The organism is Pleomorphomonas oryzae DSM 16300, assembly GCF_000422965.1.
GTDB lineage: Bacteria > Pseudomonadota > Alphaproteobacteria > Rhizobiales > Pleomorphomonadaceae > Pleomorphomonas > Pleomorphomonas oryzae.
The window spans coordinates 166,813-184,715 of record NZ_AUHB01000007.1 but is presented as its reverse complement, the minus strand read 5'-3'; the positions used below and the strand labels follow the sequence as shown (position 1 = coordinate 184,715).

Genomic DNA, 17,903 nt, shown 5'->3' with positions numbered 1-17,903 from the left:
CCCAGAGGGCGAAGAGAGCACGCCGTGGCTCTCGGCGTGATTCTCTCTAGGCGTAGCTTCGAATGATAGCCGCCTCGTTCCCGGAGGGGAACCGAAGGCTGAAGAAACTTAAAAATCGCGACAAAATGCTCTTTGTCGACGTTGCACGGAAGACGCGATGGCCGCAAGATGTTCCTCGTGTTCAGGTGGGGGGCACATCGTATGTTGTCCTTTGTAGCGCGTGTGCTTGGACTGGGGCTGTTTGCCATCGGCGTGGTGGCTCTCATTTCCGATGGTATCTCTTCGATTGCCGCCGACAGGGTGGTGATGACGCCGCTTTCGGGAAGCTTGGCGCTCATAGCTCCGGATTTTGCGGATCGCATCGAAGCCGTGCTGAAGCCGCTCATCGGCGAGGCGGGATGGGCCGAGTGGGGCACGGCAGTGCTCGCTTGGCCGACGCTCGCCGTCGCCGGCATCATCGGCATATTCCTGATGCTTGCCGGCGCTCGCCGGTCGCCTCGTCCGGCGAGACGTCATGCCGGTTTCCCCACCTGACAAGGCCGTGCTCGGCATTGATGCTGCCTGGACGGCGGCCAACCCGAGCGGCGTGGCATTGGCGGTGAAAACGTCGGGCGTTTGGCAGCTCACCGCCGTTGCCGCCTCGTTCGAAGAATTCATTGCCCTTTCGGGGGGCGAAACGGGTTCATCGAGCCCGTCCGCGCTGGTTGCCGCAGCCAGTTGTCTGGCCGGCCGAACTCCCGACCTCGTCGCCGTGGACATGCCGATGATGGATACGCCCATTTCGGCGAGGCGGGCTGCTGACAACGCGGTCAACCGAGCCTATTCAGGCCGCGGCGCCGGTACCCATTCGCCAACCGTCGACCGTCCCGGAGCTGTCGGGCGCGCACTGGAATCCGGGCTTGCTGGGGCGGGCTATCCGCTGGCGACGCTCGATATTCGGCCGCCCTGCCGCATTGAGATCTATCCGCACCCAGCGCTGATCGAGCTTACCGGCGCAGCAATGCGTCTTGCATACAAGATCGGCCGCACTGGGCGTTACTGGCCAGGCCTGCCGCTCGTCGAGAGGCGGCGCCGCCTTTACGAGGTATGGAGAATCGTCATCACCGCCCTTGACGGCGTGCTGGCGGGAAGTTCCGACCTCCTCACCCTGCCACCGGCCGATACGCGCGGCCGGAGCCTCAAGGCGTTCGAAGATCGTCTCGACGCTGTCGTCGCGGCGTATGCCGGCGCTATGGCGCTCGACGGCCGGGCGCGTGCCTTTGGCGATGCGGGATCGGCGGTATGGGTGCCAATGAACGCAGGCGACCTGTAAGCGCTTCGTCCGACGGATTGACGGCCGGGCGCCCATGACGGCTTGGAGCGTGGATTTGGCAGGCTCTCTACCGGTCCGGCACATCGAACCGGTAGAGAGGAGACTCAGACGTCGAGATTGGCGACCGACAGCGCGTTGGCCTGGATGAACTCGCGGCGAGGCTCCACCTCGTCGCCCATCAGCCGCTCGAAGATGTCGTCGGCCTCGACCGCCTCGTTCACCTGCACGCGCAGCAGCGAACGGGCGTTGGGATCGAGCGTCGTCTCCCAGAGCTGTTCGGCATTCATCTCGCCAAGGCCCTTGTAGCGCTGCATGGCAATGCCCTTGCGGCCGGCGGCGTAGACAGCGTCCAGCAGCGTGCGCGGCCCGCGCACGGCGGTCTCGTTGTCACGACGTCGGAGCACGGCCGACGCGCCATAGATAGCCGCCAGATGTTCGCGATGGCCGGTGAGCTTGCGCGCGTCGGCTGACGACAGCAATGCCGTATCGATGATGCTGGTCTCGGTGACGCCCCGCACAACGCGGTGGAAGGCAAGGCTTCCGTCCGGCATCGCCTCGCCCGTCCACCCCTTCTCGAACTCATCGGCGATGATATCGAGGCGGGCTGCCACGCTGTCAGCCGCGTTTTGCGCCGCCGCGTGGTTTTCCAGGAGGCGAGCGTCGAGAGCCCCGGCAATCGCCGCCTGTTCGACGACGTCATGGCTGTAGCGGTGATGCAGCCCGTCAATGAGGTTCCGGACGATACGCGCTCGGTCGACGATGGCCCGAAGATCCTGTCCTGCCAGCGCTTCGCCATCGGCGAGCTTCAGCACCGCCTCATCGAGACCCTGCGTCACCAGGAAGTCTTCCAGCGCCCGCTCGTCCTTCAGATACTGCTCGGACTTGCCGCGCGTCACCTTATAGAGTGGCGGCTGGGCGATGTAGATGTGACCACGCTCGATCAGCGCCGGCATCTGCCGGAAGAAGAAGGTGAGCAGCAGCGTACGAATGTGGGCGCCGTCGACGTCGGCGTCCGTCATGATGATGATCTTGTGGTAACGCAGCTTGTCGGCATTGAACTCGTCGGCGCCGATCGAGGTACCGAGCGCGGTAATCAAGGTGCCGATCTCGGCCGACGACAGCATCTTGTCGAAGCGTGCCCGCTCCACATTGAGGATCTTGCCGCGAAGCGGCAGCACCGCCTGGAATTCGCGGTTGCGACCCTGCTTGGCGGAACCACCGGCCGAGTCGCCCTCGACGAGGAACAATTCGGTGTTGGCCGGGTCGCGATCCTGGCACTCGGCAAGCTTGCCGGGAAGCGAAGCCATGTCGAGCGCGCCCTTGCGGCGCGTCAGCTCGCGGGCCTTGCGGGCCGCCTCGCGGGCCGCGGCGGCCTCGACCACCTTGCCGACCACGACGCGTGCCTCTGCCGGATGTTCCTCAAACCAAGTGGAAAAGGCATCGTTGAGAGCGCCCTCGACCACCGGGCGAACCTCCGACGACACGAGCTTGTCCTTGGTCTGGCTGGAGAACTTCGGATCGGGCACCTTCACCGACAAGACGCAGGTCAGCCCCTCGCGGCAGTCGTCGCCGGTCAGTGTCACCTTCTCGCGCTTGGAGATGCCGGAGGTTTCGGCATAGCCGGTCACCTGGCGGGTCAGCGCGCCACGAAAGCCGGCGAGATGGGTACCGCCGTCGCGCTGCGGGATGTTGTTGGTGAAGCAGAGCACGTTCTCGTGGTAGCTGTCGTTCCACCACAGAGCGACTTCGACGGTGATACCGTCCTTCTCGGTCGATACCATGATCGGCTTCGACAGTGCCGGTTTCTTCGAGCGGTCGAGATAGCGCACGAAGGCTTCGAGCCCGCCCTCATAGTGCAGCTCCTCAATGCGTGGCTCAACCCCGCGATGATCCTCAAGAAGGATGCGGACGCCGGAATTCAGGAACGCCAGTTCGCGCAGCCGGCGCTCCAACGTTGCAAAGTCGAAATCGGTGACGCCCTTGAACGTCTCGTGGCTGGGCATGAAGGTCACTTCGGTGCCCTTTTCGCCCACGGAGGTGCCCGTCACAGCGAGCGGAGCATCCGCCACGCCGTTCGAAAAGCTCATCTCGTGCACCTGGTCGTGCCGCCAAACCTTGAGCTTCAGCCAGACCGACAGCGCATTGACCACTGACACGCCGACGCCATGCAGGCCGCCCGACACCTTGTAGGAATTCTGGTCGAACTTTCCGCCGGCGTGCAGCTGGGTCATGATGACCTCGGCCGCCGACACGCCCTCTTCCTTGTGAATGTCGGTGGGGATGCCACGACCATTGTCGCGCACCGTACAAGAGCCATCGGCATTGAGGCGGACCTTCACAAAGTCGGCGTGGCCGGCCAGCGCCTCGTCGATGGCGTTGTCCACCACCTCATAGACCATGTGGTGCAGGCCCGAACCATCGTCGGTGTCACCGATGTACATGCCGGGGCGCTTGCGCACCGCGTCGAGCCCCTTCAGCACCTTGATGGATTCGGCGCCGTAATCGTCGGGGTCGTAGGCTGTGGTGTCGGTCATGGAGGCCTTCGTTTCTCGTCTCGGGATCATCCCGCCTAATTTTCTTTTAGAGGCTGGCGGGAGCTGCTTCAACCATCCTCGGCAACAGGCCGAAAAGCGTTATATTTCAATGGGCTTGCTGGGGATTTATCCCCGTGGGCCAAGAGCGGCCGTACCATGGCCCCGCAATCGGGTGGAAATGCGGCGAATCAATCTCAGAATTCCCCGGAATTCGGGGCAGGAACATCCGGAATCACAATGATTTCCGCCTCGCCGGAAAAGCCCTCGAAGGGGGCGGCATCGGTGCCGGTCATGAAGGCTTGGACACCGAGCGCCGCGATGAGATCGACCAGTGCCCTTCGCCGACGAGCGTCGAGGTGGGCGGCCACTTCATCGAGTAGCAGGACGGGCGGACTGCCCGTCAGTTCGGTGACGAGCGCCGCCTGGGCCAGCACCAGACCGGTGAGCAGCGCCTTCTGCTCGCCGGTGGAGGAGGCCGAGGCAGGCATGTTCTTTTCGGCGTGGCGCACCGAAAGGTCGGAGCGATGGGCCCCGACGAGCGTTCGCCCGGCCGCCCGGTCGCGCGAACGACCGGCCCTGAGATCGGCTCTCAGCCAATCCTCGACGTCGGCGGCCGGCGCTTCATCAAGTGCCGTATCGACATCGCCGGCCAGTTGAACGGTGGCGCGGGGAAAAGCTCCGTCGCCGTCCGGGCGCGTTTCGATAAGTCGAGTGAGGCAATGGACCGTCTCGCGGCGGGCGGCGGCGACGGCAACGCCGGTGGTGGCGATCTCGGTTTCGATCGCATCGAGCCAGGCCATGTCGGCGTCTCGCGTCTCCAGCAAGCGGTTGCGCGAAGCGACGGCCTGTTCATAGGCCGAAACGCGCCGGCCATGCGCCGGATCGACGGCCAGCACCAAACGGTCGAGAAAGCGGCGGCGATCGCCCGCCGACCCTATGAAGAGGCCGTCCATGGCCGGAATGAGCCAGATAAGGCGCAAGTGATCGGACAGGCGCTCGCTGCCCTTCTGCGGCTCGCCATCGACAAGAACCCGCCGCCCCGGTTCGCCGGGAACCGATCCGGTCCCAATCCGCACCGCTCCGAAAGCGCCCTCGACTTCGGCCAGCACGGAAAAGCCACCTGTACCGAGCCGGGCCATTTCGGCAAGCGTCGCCCGGCGGAAGCCGCGCCCGGGGGCAAGCAAGGACAGCGCCTCGAGGACATTGGTCTTGCCGACGCCGTTCTGCCCGACAAGCACCACCGACCGGCCCGAAAAATCGAGCGCGAGGTCGGCATGGTTGCGGAAATCGCTGAGGCGAAGGTGGCTCACGCGCACCTTCGCCTCTGGACGGAAGTCTGTCATGTCAGTCCAGCGGTGGCCGATCACACCCGCATCGGCATCAGCACATAGAGCGTGGCGTCATCACCGGCATCCTGGATCAGCGTTGGCGAACCAGAATCGGCAAGGTGGAACACGGCGGTTTCTGAGGTGAGCTGGCTGGCAATATCCAGGAGATAGCGGGCGTTGAAGCCGATCTCCAGCGGCGTGTCGCCGTAGTCGACCATCACTTCCTCAGTGGCCGTGCCCGAATCCGGGTTGACGACGGTGAGCATCATGCGCCCTTCGCCGAGCGCCAGCTTTACCGCCCGTCCCCGCTCGGACGAGATGGTGGAAACGCGGTCGACGGCCTCGGCAAACTCGGCTTTGTCGACCCGAAGTTCCTTGTCGTTGCCCTGCGGGATCACCCTGCCGTAATCGGGGAAGGTGCCGTCGATCAGCTTGGAGGTCAGCACCACGTTGCCAACGGTCAGGCGAATCTTGGCATCCGACAGCTCGACCTTGAGTTCGGCCTTCGGGTCTTCGATGAGGCGCTGGATCTCGCCCACCGTCTTGCGGGGGACGATGATGCCGGGCATGCCCTCAGAGCCCTTTGGCGCGGCGATGTCGGCGCGGGCAAGACGATGGCCATCGGTCGCGACGGCGCGGAACAACGCGCCGTCCGGACCATCGACGGTGTGCAGGAAGATGCCGTTCAGATAGTAACGGATCTCCTCATTGGAGATGGCGAATTGCGTTCGGTCGATCAGACGCTTGAGATCGCCGGCTTCCAGCGTGAATGAATGGCTGAGCTCGCCGACCGTTATATCGGGGAAGTCGCTCTCCGGCAGCATCTGCAGCGAGAAGCGCGAGCGGCCGGAGGAAATGGACAGCGTGGCGCCATCGGCCGACCCTTCGAGGGAGACTTGTGACCCCTCGGGCAGCTTGCGCACGATGTCATAGAACATATGCGCTGGCACCGTGGTGGCACCGGGGCGCTCGACCATCGCCGGCACCGTCTCCTGCGCCTCGAGATCGAGATCGGTTGCCTTCAGCTTGAGCTGACCGTCGTCGGTCCGAAGCAACACGTTGGAGAGAATCGGAATGGTGTTCCGACGCTCGACGACGCGATGGACGTGGGTAAGGGAGGCGAGGAGGTGCGACCGCTCCAGCGTAACGCGCATGGAAAAACCCGTCTGTCATGGCTGCCGCGCGGATCGGTCACACTGGACGCGGCCGGCGCGGCCTCCGGAAAATCTGGCGCCTAAGGCATTTCTCCCCGTCGCTGCCAAGGCGGCGACCACGGGGAAAAGCACATTACGGCAACTGCCGATTTCCGCAAGCCAGCATGCCGTTAACGGAACGGGTTTTCGCTGGCGTTTTTCGTTTCCGGTTTGAGATCAGGCCTCGAGCATGCGCTTCAGGACTTCGATCTCCTGCGTCAGCGCCTCATCGGATCCGAGCAACTCTTCGACCTTGCGAACGGCGTGCAGAACGGTGGTGTGGTCGCGGCCGCCGAAACGCCGGCCGATTTCCGGCAAGGATCGCAGCGTCAGAGACTTGGCCAGATACATGGCAATCTGGCGCGGCCAAACGATCGAACGGGTGCGGCGCGACGACAGGAGATCCTGCTTGGAGACGTTGTAGTGCTTGGAAACGACCCGCTGGATGTCCTCGATCTTGACGCGGCGCGTGTCGGTCACCCGAATGAGGTCCTTCAGCGTCGTCTCGGCCATGGTGAGCGACAGCGTCAGGCCGGTCAGCTGGTTGTGACCGGCAAGGCGCGTCACAGCGCCCTCAAGATCGCGCCCCGATGTGGTGACGTTGCGGACGATGAAGTCGATGACATCATCGGGAACGGAGAAGCCGGGCATGTGCTGCGTCGTGAGAGCGATACGGCGCTCGATAATCGACCGACGCAAAGCCGCATCGGGAGCGCCGATCTCTATCAACAGGCCGCCGGACAGGCGCGAACGGACGCGCTCGTCCATGGTTTCCAGCTCGACCGGGGGACGATCGGCGGCAACGATCACCTGCCGGGCGCCGTCGATCAGCGTATTCACCGTGTGACAGAATTCCTGCTGGATCTGCTTGCCGTGCAGGAACTGCATGTCGTCGATCACCAGAAGGTCGATGGTCCGGAGCGCTTCCTTGAAAGCGATGGCCGACTGGGTCTGCAGCGACTGCACGAAGCGGTACATGAAATGTTCGGCGGTCAGATAGAGCACCCGCATTTCCGGATGTTCAGCCTTGAGGTGATGGGTAAGCGCCTGCAGGAGATGCGTCTTGCCCTGGCCGACCGAGGAATGGATGTAGAGCGGATTGAACTTGACGGCGGAGGCCGAACCATCGGCCACCTGGCGAGCGGCGGCCAGCGCCAGACGGTTGGAAGCCCCCTCGACGAAATTGTCAAAGGTGTAGCGCGGGTCGAGCGGCGAGGAGATGTCGTCGAATAGTCGGGCGGAGGCGGCATCGGCGGCAGGACGGATCGGAGTGACGACGCGTGCCGCTGGCGCATTGGCTTGACGGGCGGCTTCCGGTGCCGAGAAACGGGCCGGAGCCTCGACCTTGGCCCGCATGGCCGTGCGCACCGATACTTCAACCTTACGGTAGGCCGGCCCCTCAGCCTGCCAGAGGGCGGCGAGCTTGTCGCGATAGTGCGTGGAGATCCAGGTCTTCAGGAAACGGCTCGGCACCGAGAGCCAAACAGTGCCGCCCTCGATCTGCTCGACATTCATGCCGGCAAACCAGCAGGAGAACACCTCTTCGCCAAGATCGGCTTTGAGGCGGCCACGAACGCGCGCCCACGCATCGGCATGACTAACTGCCGCTCCGGCGACGCCGCAGGCTTCCGCTTCCAACATATCTCGGCCTCCATTCAAAAAAGTCTACTCACGCATCTTTCACTCGAAGGCGCTTCCGCCAGGAGCGCTCTTCATGACCGGCCGGACGCTATGCCCGGATCGGCCTTCTTGTCTGCCCGCCGCAAACGGCAACGGGAAGAGAGCACCTGCCCATGGGAAGGCACCCACTAGATTATGTCGGCACAAAGCCGACATTAACACGCATGACAGGCGGGAGCCTGTCACTTGCCGGAGCTGCGGCTTCCGGACCTTGGATTGTGATCAGTGTGACAGGTCTCCCGATCTGCGCGCACTTTGCCGGCCGTCTGGCCGCCCCGTCCAACGCATCGGTTCAACTCTGGATCCAGGGCAGACCACTCGCCTTCCAGCCATCGACACAGCCTCTGTGCCGATCCGGACCGAGTGCCCCCTCGAAACCGCCTGCCACATTAAATGCCCGCGTAAAGCCGCCGGCCGTTGCCACGGTCGCCGCAGATCGACTGCGCGCTCCCGACCGGCAGATAAAATACAGCGGAGCGTCCGGACCAGCTCCGAGGTCGGCAAGAGCCTCCCCAAGCTCGTCGGCGAAGGCCGGGTTGACGGCCATGTCCGGAAAGCGCTGCCACTCGACGAGCAGCACCCGCTTGCCAACACTTCCAAGGTCAGGAAGCCCCACGAAGTTCCATTCCGCCACCGTCCGGACATCGATCAGCACGGCAGAGGGATCAGCGGCAAGCGCTTCCCAAGTTTCGCGCACACCGACGTCTCCCGCATAGCCTGGATCTTCGTTGAATGATCCCGTACCCAAGATCGCCCCGCTACCTCAAATCGACCACCGAGAAAAGGCAAAACAAATCCATGCGCAAAATGCGCATGTATTGCCGACTTGCCTTTCCTGGAGTGAGTTGGCTACTTGCCTCGGCCATCGCACCTAAAGAATTACCGACGGCTAGCCCCCTGCTTTAGTTTACTTTCGTAAGCGAGTGCTTGGCTCGCTCGGTTCAACTGGGCTGACCATACACAGGGCCTAGGGGGGGAGCAAGAGCCGAATCTTCCTATGTCGTTAACCCGGTTTTTACCGGAGCGGGCGCCCCCCGAAGGACGATAGGCGAACCCTAGGGGATTCAAAGATTTGCGCGCCCTGATACGGCCAAACCCTATTTGGTCGTACGCGAGCCGCCCCGGCATTCATTAGCCGCATTTTCGTTTCCGTCGCCGACGAATCTTCGCCGCCTGAAACCGACGTATTTCTAACTACTTGTTATATAACAAAAAAATCTGACAGCCGAGTCCTGAGCCCATCGGTGTCCTAGACCAGACCATGCGAGCCGGAAAAGCAAAAAGGGCCTGGCTAAAAGCCAGGCCCTAATGAACATGTCTCGACCCAATGAGAGTCGTCCCAACGCTGTCAGAGGTCGAATATCAAGCGCTGATAGACTTCAGGCGGGCAGCCAGACGCGACACCTTGCGCGAGGCCGTGTTCTTGTGAACGATACCCTTGGTAGCAGCCCGCATGATCTCCGGCTCGACGGCCTTGAAGGCCTCGGCGGCGGCCGTCTTGTCGCCGGAAGCCACAGCTTCCTCGAACTTGCGCACGAAGGACCGCATACGGCTGCGGCGTGTCTTGTTCACTTCGGTACGGGCCGCGATCTTGCGGGTCGCCTTCTTGGCCGACGACGTATTGGCCATTCTGAAGCCTTTCTCTCTCCCGGCAGCTCCGGGATTTGTTGTTGAGCCGCCGCGGCTGCCGAACCCGGCCACACGGACGACGTAAAACTCTCAGGCGGCCGACGACCATCGGCCACCGTCCTTGGGGCGGGCTTATAGACGTTGGAAGGGCTGCCGTCAACGCCATCAGCGCTGACAAGACGGACAAAAGAAAGTCGAGCGCCCCGCCTGCCTGATCCGCGTCACCGTTCCGCCGCAGCCCGGTCGCTGGCAGGGCTCGCCCTCGCGATCATAGACCGCGAAGCGATGCTGAAAATAACCGAGCGTGCCGTCGGTCCGCATATGATCGCGCAAGGTCGAGCCACCGGCCTCGATCGCCTCGGCGATGACCGCGCGGATTGCTGAAGCGAGCCTTTCAGCCACCGTGGGATCGGCGAGTGCGGAGGCCGGCCGGCGCGGATCGAGCTCTGCGCGCCAAAGCGCCTCGCAAACATAGATATTGCCGAGGCCGGTGACGATCCCCTGATCGAGAAGCGCTGCCTTCAACGGGGTTCGCCGGTCGGCCAGAACGGCCAGCGTGTCAGCCGAGAAGCGATTGGAGGTTGGCTCGACGCCAAGCCCGGCAAGGCGTGGATGCCGCTCCATCTCAGAACGCGGAAACAGATCCATGAAACCGAAGCGCCTCGGGTCATTATAGACGACGGTCGTCCCACCCTGGAGTTCGAAACGGACGTGGTCGTGACGTGGGTCGCGCGAGCGGGCAAGCGCGAAAGCGCCTGGCACAACGCCGGCAGCGCCTTCGGCAACCTCGATTCTGAAGGAACCGGACATGCCGAGGTGGGCGAGCAATGTCTCCCCGCCCTCTATATCCCAGAGAAGATATTTCGAGCGACGGCCGATGCCAAGGACGCGCCGCCCCGACAAGCGCTCGGCAAAGCGCTCCGGGAAGGGATAGCGAAGCGCTGATCGCGCCAGCCTAACGCTTTCAAGGGTGGCACCTTCCAGCACCGGCTGAAGGCCGCGGCGCACCGTCTCTACTTCCGGCAGTTCAGGCATACGCGGATCGTCTCCTCATGGCGGCGCAGGTTGCGGCCAACATAGCGCCGGCCGTTCTCTTCGGCTATGGTCGCGGTCGCGCCGATGGCGCAAGGCTCATGGCAGGACGGGACGGACGATGACGGACAACAGCACTTCCTTCGGCTTTCGCGAGGTTAACGCGAGCGAAAAGCAGGGCCTCGTCGACAGCGTCTTTCACTCGGTGGCTGGCCGCTACGACCTGATGAATGACTTGATGTCGGGCGGCCTGCACCGGCTCTGGAAGGACGTTATGGTCTCCCGCCTTGCTCCGCCGCGTTCCGGGCGGCGGCCGTTCAAGGTGCTCGACATGGCCGGCGGAACCGGCGACATCGCCTTCCGCATTGCCGAGCGCTCGAACCGCACTGCCGACATCACCGTCGCCGACATCAATTCCTCGATGCTCGAAGTCGGCCGCGAGCGTGCCCAGAAGCGCGGCTTCGACAAGCTGGAGTTTGTCGAAGCCAATGCCGAGGAGCTGCCTTGGGCGGATGCCAGCTTCGACGCCTATACGATTGCCTTCGGCATCCGCAACGTGCCAAAGATCGACAAGGCGCTGTCGGAAGCCTTCCGCGTGCTGAAGCCGGGCGGCCGTTTCCTCTGCCTCGAATTCTCCCACGTCGACGCGCCGGTTGCCGACAAGGTCTACGATCTCTATTCCTTCCATCTGGTGCCGAAGATCGGGCGCATAGTCGCCAAGGATGAGGACAGCTATCGCTACCTCGTCGAATCGATCCGTCGCTTTCCCGATCAGGAACGCTTCAAGGCGATGATCGAGGCGGCTGGCTTCTCTCGCGTCAGCTATACCAACATGACGCTCGGCGTCGTGGCGCTTCACGTCGGTGTCAAGATCTGAAACCAACCCGCGAAGATGCCGACGCATCCACTCGTTGAAAAACATCGCCACTGGTTCATGCCGCTTGATGGGTGAAACAGTCACGAACGGAATGGCGTGAGGCGCGCCTCACGCCATGACGCTATCGAGGAAACAGCCTGATGCTCCCCGTCGATCTCGCCCGCCTCGTCCGCGCCGCCTGGGTGCTCGCCCGCGAGGGGGTGATCAACGCGCTGCCGCTGCCCGAGCCACGTCCATTCGCCGTATCCGGCGCATTGCTCATTGCCGGGGCGATTCGCCGGCGTGGCTCTGCCAGTCGGGCTGAGCGACTGTCCATCGCCTTCTCCCGTCTTGGCCCGTCCTACGTCAAGCTCGGGCAATTTCTGTCCACGCGGCCGGACGTGGTGGGCGCCGCGCTCGCCGCCGATCTCGCCGAATTGCAGGACGCCATGCCGGACTTCGGCCTTTCGGGCGCCCGGGCGGTCATCGGTGACAGTTTCGGCCAGGATGCGGACCGCCTGTTTCCTGAGCTCGGCGCGCCCATCGCCGCCGCCTCGATCGCCCAGGTGCACAAGGCCGCGGTGACCAACCGGGACGGCCTTCGCCGCGAGGTGGCCGTCAAGGTGCTACGCCCCGGCATTGACCGGCGGATCGCCTCTGATCTCGCCGGCTTCTACCTGGCCGCCCGGCTGATCGAGCGGCTCGTGCCGCGCGTCCGCCGCCTTCGGCCAGTCGCCATCGTCGACACGCTCGCCCGCTCGCTGACGCTCGAGATGGATTTACGCCTCGAAGCCTCTGCGCTCTCCGAGATGGGCCAGAACACGGCCAATGACGCGGATTTCTGCGTCCCGGCCGTCGACTGGCGGCGTACCAGCCGTTCGGTGCTCACCATGGAATGGGTCGACGGCATCAAGCTGTCCGACGTTGCCGCCATCCGCGCCGCCGGCCACGATCTGCCCAAGCTCGCTGCCACGCTGCTGCAATCCTTTCTGAGGCACGCGCTGCGCGACGGCTTCTTCCACGCTGACATGCACCAGGGCAACCTGTTCGTGGACGCTGCAGGACGGATCGTTGCCGTTGACTTCGGCATCGTCGGCCGGCTCGGTCCGCGCGAACGCCGCTTCCTTGCCGAGATCCTGCACGGCTTCATTACCCGCAATTATCGCCGCGTCGCCGAGGTGCATTTCGAGGCGGGCTATGTGCCGCCCGAGCAGGAACTCGAAACCTTCGCGCAGGCGCTTCGCGCGGTGGGCGAGCCGCTGCATGGTGTACCGGCCTCGGAAATCGCCATGTCGCGGCTGCTCAACCAGCTGTTCGAGACCACCGAGCTCTTCGCCATGCAGACACGGCCCGAGCTCATCCTGCTGCAAAAAACCATGGTGGTGGTCGAGGGCGTTGCCCGCAGCCTCGATCCCGAGCTCGATATGTGGAAAGTTTCCGAGCCCGTGGTGAGCGCCTGGATTACGCGCAACCTCGGTCCGCTCGGCCGTATCGAGACGGCGGTATCGGCAGCCGGCGATTTTCTCGCCCTCGCTCCGCGCCTGCCGCGGCTGTTCGATGCCATCGAGACGATCGCCGCCCGAACCGAAGCGGCCGACGAGAGCCGGCGTCGCCGTCGCTCCATCGCCCTGCCGCTCTGGGTCGGCGCGCTGTCGCTCGCGGCGATCGCCGCATCCAGCCTCGGCTGGCTCTGAGAATTAGCCGCGCGCCAGCGCGGCAAGTCGGTTCTCGTCGGTCACGGCGATACGGCGACGGGCGCTCCGGACAACCCCCTGCCCTTCCCAGGCGCTGAGCAGCCGGCTGACCGTGTGCAGCGTGGTGCCCGTCATCTCGGCGATATCCTGCCGGGTGAGCGGGAAGTCGATGAGAATGCTGCCGTCCTGCTCCTTCCGACCGGCTCGCTGCACCAGGCGTAGGAGTGCATGGGCGACGCGGCGCTCCACTTCTTCGGTCGACAGCTCGCGAATGCGCGTATGCGCTTCCTGCAAACGCTCGCCCACCGCCTCGAGGGCATTGAAGGCGAGGACCGGATTGAGCACCACGAAATCCTGCCACTGCGAGGACATCCAAGCGAGAACGATGCTTTCGGTCACCGCCTCAGCGGTCGCCGGATAGTCGGTGCGGCGGATCGCCTTGGCGATGCCGAACACCTCGCCCGGCAACACGTGACGCACCACCACCTGCTCGCCGGCCGGGGTAATCTGAAGTACCTTGAGATGGCCGTGCAGCAGAAGGAAAAATTCGTCGGCCGGCGCGCCCTGGCTGAATACCGGTTCGCCTGGCTCGACGGTTCTGACCTGGACCGTGGCCAGCACGGCATCGAGATTCTCTTCCGTCATGTCACGAAACAGATCGAAGCCGCGGATCAGCGAACGGTCGAGCTTGCGGGACGCCATAGGTGAAGGTCTCCTCTCGCGGACCGTTATAGCAAAGCCGTCACCGAGCGCCAGCCAGCCTGTCTTGCAAAGCGTTAGCGGCCGTCCCATCTTGGTAGGCCGGTTCTGGGGGCAGGACCGCGACGGGGAGACAAGGAAAAGCCATGGCCTTTTTCGAGACGTTCCGAAAGCCAGCCGTCCTGCCAACGCCCGAAACGGCACTGCCGGGTCGCGCCGAGCCGATTGCCACCGCCGAAACCCATTTCGTCAACGGACGGCCGCTGAAAGGCCCGGTACCGGCAGGGTATGCCGTTGCCACCTTTGCGCTCGGGTGCTTCTGGGGCGCCGAGCGCTTGTTCTGGCGCCTGCCCGGCGTCTATCTGACATCGGTCGGCTACACTGGTGGTTTGACCGAGAACCCGACCTATGAGGAGGTCTGCTCGGGCCGCACCGGCCATGCCGAAGCGGTGGAGGTAGTGTTCGACCCGAATGCGATCTCTTATGGCGATCTGGTGCGGCTGTTCTTCGAAAGTCATGACCCGACGCAGGGCATGCGCCAGGGCAATGATGTCGGTACCCAATATCGCTCGGTGATCTTCGTGCATGACGAAGCGCAGCGCGCCGTGGGCGAGGCAGCCCGCGAGGCCTACAGCCAAGCCCTCATCAAAGCGGGACGGCCGGCAGCGATCACCACGACGGTCGAGGCGGCCGGACCTTATTATTTTGCCGAGCCCTACCACCAGCAGTATCTCGCCAAGAATCCCAACGGCTACTGCGGCCTCGGTGGCACCGGCGTCAGCTGTCCCATGCCCGGGGCTGGAGCGCTATCTTGAGAGGACAGCCAGCCTTATTGGTGCTGTCCGGCTCGACGCGTGGCGGCAGTTCCAACGGCCGCCTTGCGGCGCTCATGGCGCGGGAACTCGCCTTGCGCGACGCCGACGTACGGTTTCTGTCGTTCGCCGATTATCCGCTGCCGCTTTATGACGGCGATCTCGAGGGCGCGCGCGGTGTGCCGGAGTCGGCGCTGAAGCTCGCAGAGCTCATGCTGGCGTCGGATGGCGTGTTCATCGCCTCGCCGGAATATAACCAGTCGGTGACGCCGCTCTTGAAGAACACCATCGACTGGTTGAGCCGCATCCGCGACGACCGTTACCGCAGCCTTTGGACGGGCCGCGTCTTCGCCATCGGTGCTGCTTCGTCAGGCCACTTTGCCGGCATCCGCTCGCTGATGCACCTTCGGCAAATTCTCGAAAATGCCCTTGGAGCCCGGGTGCTCACCCAACAGGTGGCGATTCCTTATGCCGAGAAGGCCTTTGATGAGCGCGGCAACCTTGCCAATGACAAGGCAGCAGCTCAGCTTGAGCGGGTTGTCGCCGCGCTGCTTGTCGAGGCAGGGCGCTTCAGCTGACCTTTAGTCCATCCGCGCGATTACATGAAAGAAGCTGCCTGTCACCAAGCCGCGCCGCGACCCATCCGGCGCCGGTGCACCGCCATGAGCATCGGCGACTTCGGCGAGCGGCGCGTCATTGCCAGTCGCCAGAATCGAGGCGTAGTGGAATTCATGGCCCGAGAGCACGGCACCAGCCGGGCCGAGCGGTCCGTCTGAGAGCAGCCTGGCCCGACGGTAACCGAGATGGAGGCGGCGCTTTTCGTAACTGGTTTCGAGGCCCAACAGCCCAGCCATGGCGTGGCGGGTGCCGCCGGCATCGACCAGCCCTGCCCCAAGCACCATATAGCCGCCGCACTCGCCATGCACCGGCCTTTCCGCAGCGAACATCCTGAGCCCGCTGAGGAAATGGTCTGCCGCCGCGAGGGTGCCAGCGTGAAGTTCGGGATAGCCGCCCGGCAGCCAGCAGACATCGGCTGTGGGGTCAGGTGGTTCACCGGCCAGCGGCGAGAAAGGCAGGATCTCCGCGCCGGCTGCCCGCCAAGCGGCGAGATGATGCGGGTAGACGAAGCTGAAGGCGGCATCGCGCGCCAAGGCGATGCGCTGACCCGGCGGCGGCAATGGCTCTGCGGCGGTAGCTCCCATCGACACGGGCACGTCGTTACACAGCTCGATCAGCCTGTTGATGTCGACATGCTGTCCGACGAAATCGGCAAGCGCGTCGAGCCGGCGGCGGAGATCGCCCATCTCCTCGGCCTGGACGAGGCCGAGATGCCGTTCCGGTAGCTCGACCGCCGTATTGCGCGGCAGCGCGCCAAGCACCGGAAGACCGAGTGCTTCAATCGCCTCGCTGCACAGCCGGCGGTGCCGCTCTGAACCGACGCGATTGAGAACGACGCCGAGAATCGTCAGTCGTGGATCGAGAAGCTTGGCACCGAGCGCCACGGCAGCAGCCGAGGTCGATTGCCCCGTTACGTCGAGGACCAGCAGGACCTTGAGGCCGAGCGCCGCGGCAATATCGGCCGATGATCCGGTACGGCCAGCCTGATGGCCGACGCCGTCGAAGAGGCCCATCAATCCCTCGGCCACCAGCAGATCGGCATCCTCAGCCTGACGCGCGGCAAGGCCGGCCACCTGCGCCGGCGTCATCGCCCAACTATCGAGATTGACGCCCGGCCGGCCGGCGGCTGCCGCGTGGAAGGCCGGATCGATGTAGTCGGGCCCGCATTTGGCCGGCGCGACCTTCATACCCCGCCGGGCGAGCGCCGCCATCAGCCCGAGCGACACGGTCGTCTTGCCAGCGCCGGAACGCACCGATGCGATCAGAAAGCCCTTCATTGCCGCCTCACCTTTCCCCTTGACCCGATAGCAGACAGCGCCGACCTTGTCGCCCGAAAGGATCAGGCGGATCGATGGTGGACACAGACAAGGAAGCGGACGGCGGCACGCCGCATTTGAGGCGCGGCTGGACCACCGGCAGCTGCGCCACCGCAGCGACGCGTGCCGCCTTCGAGGGCCTGGTCAGCGGCCATTTCCCCGATCCGGTCACGGTCACATTGCCGGGAGGCCAGACGCCGGCTTTCGTACTGGCGAGCACAGCCTCCGGCGACGGCTGGGCGCGGGCCGGCGTAGTCAAGGACGCCGGCGACGATCCCGATGTGACTCACGGCGCGCTCATTCTGGCGACGGTTCGACCGGCGGCAATCGGCGCAGGCCTGGTCTTCCGGGCCGGTGCTGGTGTCGGCACCGTCACCCGTCCCGGCCTGCCGCTCGCCGTCGGCGAGCCGGCAATCAATCCGGTGCCGCGCGCCATGATCGCTCGCACGCTCGACGAGGCGCGTACTGCCATCGGCGGCCCTGACGATATCGAGGTGGAGATCTCGGTCGAGAACGGCGAAAAGCTCGCGGAGCGGACGCTCAATGGCCGTCTTGGCATTCTCGGTGGTCTCTCCATTCTCGGCACCACCGGCATCGTCATACCCTTCTCCTGTGCCGCCTGGATCGCCTCCATCCAGCGCGGCATCGACGTGGCGCGTGCCTCCGGCTTTACCCATGTCTCCGCCGCGACCGGCAACACCTCCGAGCAGGCAGCAAAAGCCCTTTACGATCTCGACGATGTCCAATTGATCGACATGGGCGACTTTGTCGGCGGCACGCTGAAATATCTCAAGAAAGCGCCTGTGCCCCGCGTGACGCTGGCGCTCGGTTTTGCCAAGGGAGTGAAGCTTGGCCAGGGCCTTCTCGATCTTCATTCCAAGCGCGGATCGGTCGACCTTGCGGCGCTCTCAGCGATTGTCACCGATCTTGGCGGCAGCGATGAGCTCGCTCGGACCATCGGCAGCGCCAACACCGCCCTGGAAGCGCTCACGCTCTGCCGTGCCGCCGGCATTCCCATTGCCGAAGCGGTTGCCGAGCGCGGTCTTGCGACCGCCGCCGCGCTGATCGCCGGCCATGGCATCGAGCTGGAGGTCATATTGTTCGATCGGAGCGGCGGATTGCTTGCCAGCACTGGCTTCCGGAAAGTCTAGTGGTTCCTATGACCGAGACATTTGCTCCGAAGCTCGTATCAGGCGGATG

16 protein-coding genes are annotated in these 17,903 nt (G+C 64.3%); 7 read left to right on the top strand and 9 right to left on the bottom strand.

Features of this window, described 5'->3' with window-relative positions:
• Positions 1 to 201 precede the first annotated feature (201 nt).
• Together G522_RS30285 and G522_RS0113670 are read left to right on the top strand one after the other, a co-directional pair.
• Positions 202 to 534: a hypothetical protein gene (locus tag G522_RS30285; RefSeq protein ID WP_036839264.1), complete on the top strand. Its 333-nt coding sequence runs from the start codon at positions 202 to 204 to the stop codon at positions 532 to 534.
• Positions 515 to 1,312: a DUF429 domain-containing protein gene (locus tag G522_RS0113670; protein ID WP_026791534.1), complete on the top strand. Its 798-nt coding sequence runs from the start codon at positions 515 to 517 to the stop codon at positions 1,310 to 1,312. The genes G522_RS30285 and G522_RS0113670 overlap by 20 nt, the downstream gene beginning before the upstream one ends.
• A gap of 104 nt (positions 1,313 to 1,416) precedes the next feature.
• Here G522_RS0113670 and gyrB read toward each other — a convergent pair whose 3' ends face one another.
• The 7 genes from gyrB to mutM form a co-directional block, all read right to left on the bottom strand.
• Positions 1,417 to 3,846 (bottom strand): DNA topoisomerase (ATP-hydrolyzing) subunit B, encoded by a 2,430-nt coding sequence (gene gyrB, locus G522_RS0113665; RefSeq protein WP_026791533.1) that lies wholly within the window; start codon positions 3,844 to 3,846, stop codon positions 1,417 to 1,419.
• Positions 3,847 to 4,040: 194 nt separating this feature from the next.
• On the bottom strand, positions 4,041 to 5,189 hold the full coding sequence (gene recF / locus G522_RS26790) for a DNA replication/repair protein RecF (RefSeq protein ID WP_051228627.1): 1,149 nt from the start codon (positions 5,187 to 5,189) through the stop codon (positions 4,041 to 4,043).
• Between the two features lie 20 nt (positions 5,190 to 5,209).
• Positions 5,210 to 6,328: a DNA polymerase III subunit beta gene (dnaN, locus tag G522_RS0113655; protein ID WP_026791532.1), complete on the bottom strand. Its 1,119-nt coding sequence runs from the start codon at positions 6,326 to 6,328 to the stop codon at positions 5,210 to 5,212.
• A 216-nt stretch (positions 6,329 to 6,544) separates the two neighbouring features.
• Positions 6,545 to 8,008: a chromosomal replication initiator protein DnaA gene (gene dnaA, locus G522_RS26785; protein ID WP_051228612.1), complete on the bottom strand. Its 1,464-nt coding sequence runs from the start codon at positions 8,006 to 8,008 to the stop codon at positions 6,545 to 6,547.
• 331 nt (positions 8,009 to 8,339) lie between these two features.
• Positions 8,340 to 8,744, bottom strand: a complete 405-nt coding sequence (locus G522_RS0113645) for a rhodanese-like domain-containing protein (RefSeq protein WP_245586657.1) — start codon at positions 8,742 to 8,744, stop codon at positions 8,340 to 8,342.
• Between the two features lie 665 nt (positions 8,745 to 9,409).
• Positions 9,410 to 9,676: a 30S ribosomal protein S20 gene (gene rpsT, locus G522_RS0113640; RefSeq protein WP_026791530.1), complete on the bottom strand. Its 267-nt coding sequence runs from the start codon at positions 9,674 to 9,676 to the stop codon at positions 9,410 to 9,412.
• Positions 9,677 to 9,841: 165 nt separating this feature from the next.
• The gene (gene mutM, locus G522_RS0113635) at positions 9,842 to 10,711 is read right to left on the bottom strand and encodes a bifunctional DNA-formamidopyrimidine glycosylase/DNA-(apurinic or apyrimidinic site) lyase (protein WP_026791529.1); all 870 of its coding nucleotides are present in this window, start codon (positions 10,709 to 10,711) and stop codon (positions 9,842 to 9,844) included.
• Between the two features lie 118 nt (positions 10,712 to 10,829).
• Between mutM and ubiE the strand changes: the two genes are divergently transcribed.
• A complete protein-coding gene (ubiE, locus tag G522_RS0113630) occupies positions 10,830 to 11,585 on the top strand; it encodes a bifunctional demethylmenaquinone methyltransferase/2-methoxy-6-polyprenyl-1,4-benzoquinol methylase UbiE (protein WP_026791528.1) in 756 nt (251 codons plus the stop codon).
• A gap of 140 nt (positions 11,586 to 11,725) precedes the next feature.
• Positions 11,726 to 13,258 (top strand): 2-polyprenylphenol 6-hydroxylase, encoded by a 1,533-nt coding sequence (gene ubiB / locus G522_RS0113625; RefSeq protein ID WP_036839260.1) that lies wholly within the window; start codon positions 11,726 to 11,728, stop codon positions 13,256 to 13,258.
• A 3-nt stretch (positions 13,259 to 13,261) separates the two neighbouring features.
• Here the strand turns inward: ubiB and G522_RS0113620 are convergent, their stop codons facing one another.
• A complete protein-coding gene (locus G522_RS0113620; RefSeq protein WP_026791526.1) occupies positions 13,262 to 13,960 on the bottom strand; it encodes a Crp/Fnr family transcriptional regulator in 699 nt (232 codons plus the stop codon).
• Between the two features lie 143 nt (positions 13,961 to 14,103).
• Here G522_RS0113620 and msrA point away from each other — a divergent pair, with 143 nt between their 5' ends.
• Both msrA and G522_RS0113610 read left to right on the top strand, forming a co-directional pair.
• A complete protein-coding gene (gene msrA / locus G522_RS0113615) occupies positions 14,104 to 14,772 on the top strand; it encodes a peptide-methionine (S)-S-oxide reductase MsrA (RefSeq protein WP_026791525.1) in 669 nt (222 codons plus the stop codon).
• Entirely contained in the window at positions 14,769 to 15,347 is a 579-nt protein-coding gene (locus G522_RS0113610; protein ID WP_036839258.1) for an NADPH-dependent FMN reductase, read from the top strand. The genes msrA and G522_RS0113610 overlap by 4 nt, the downstream gene beginning before the upstream one ends.
• Before the next feature lie 3 nt (positions 15,348 to 15,350).
• Here G522_RS0113610 and G522_RS0113605 read toward each other — a convergent pair whose 3' ends face one another.
• The gene (locus G522_RS0113605; RefSeq protein ID WP_026791523.1) at positions 15,351 to 16,664 is read right to left on the bottom strand and encodes a cobyrinic acid a,c-diamide synthase CobB; all 1,314 of its coding nucleotides are present in this window, start codon (positions 16,662 to 16,664) and stop codon (positions 15,351 to 15,353) included.
• A 74-nt stretch (positions 16,665 to 16,738) separates the two neighbouring features.
• On the opposite strand from G522_RS0113605, the gene G522_RS0113600 reads away from it, so the two are divergent.
• Positions 16,739 to 17,854 carry a cobalt-precorrin-5B (C(1))-methyltransferase gene (locus G522_RS0113600; protein WP_026791522.1) on the top strand — a complete coding sequence of 372 codons (1,116 nt, stop codon included), beginning with the start codon at positions 16,739 to 16,741 and terminating at the stop codon, positions 17,852 to 17,854.
• The last annotated feature ends 49 nt before the right edge of the window (positions 17,855 to 17,903 follow it).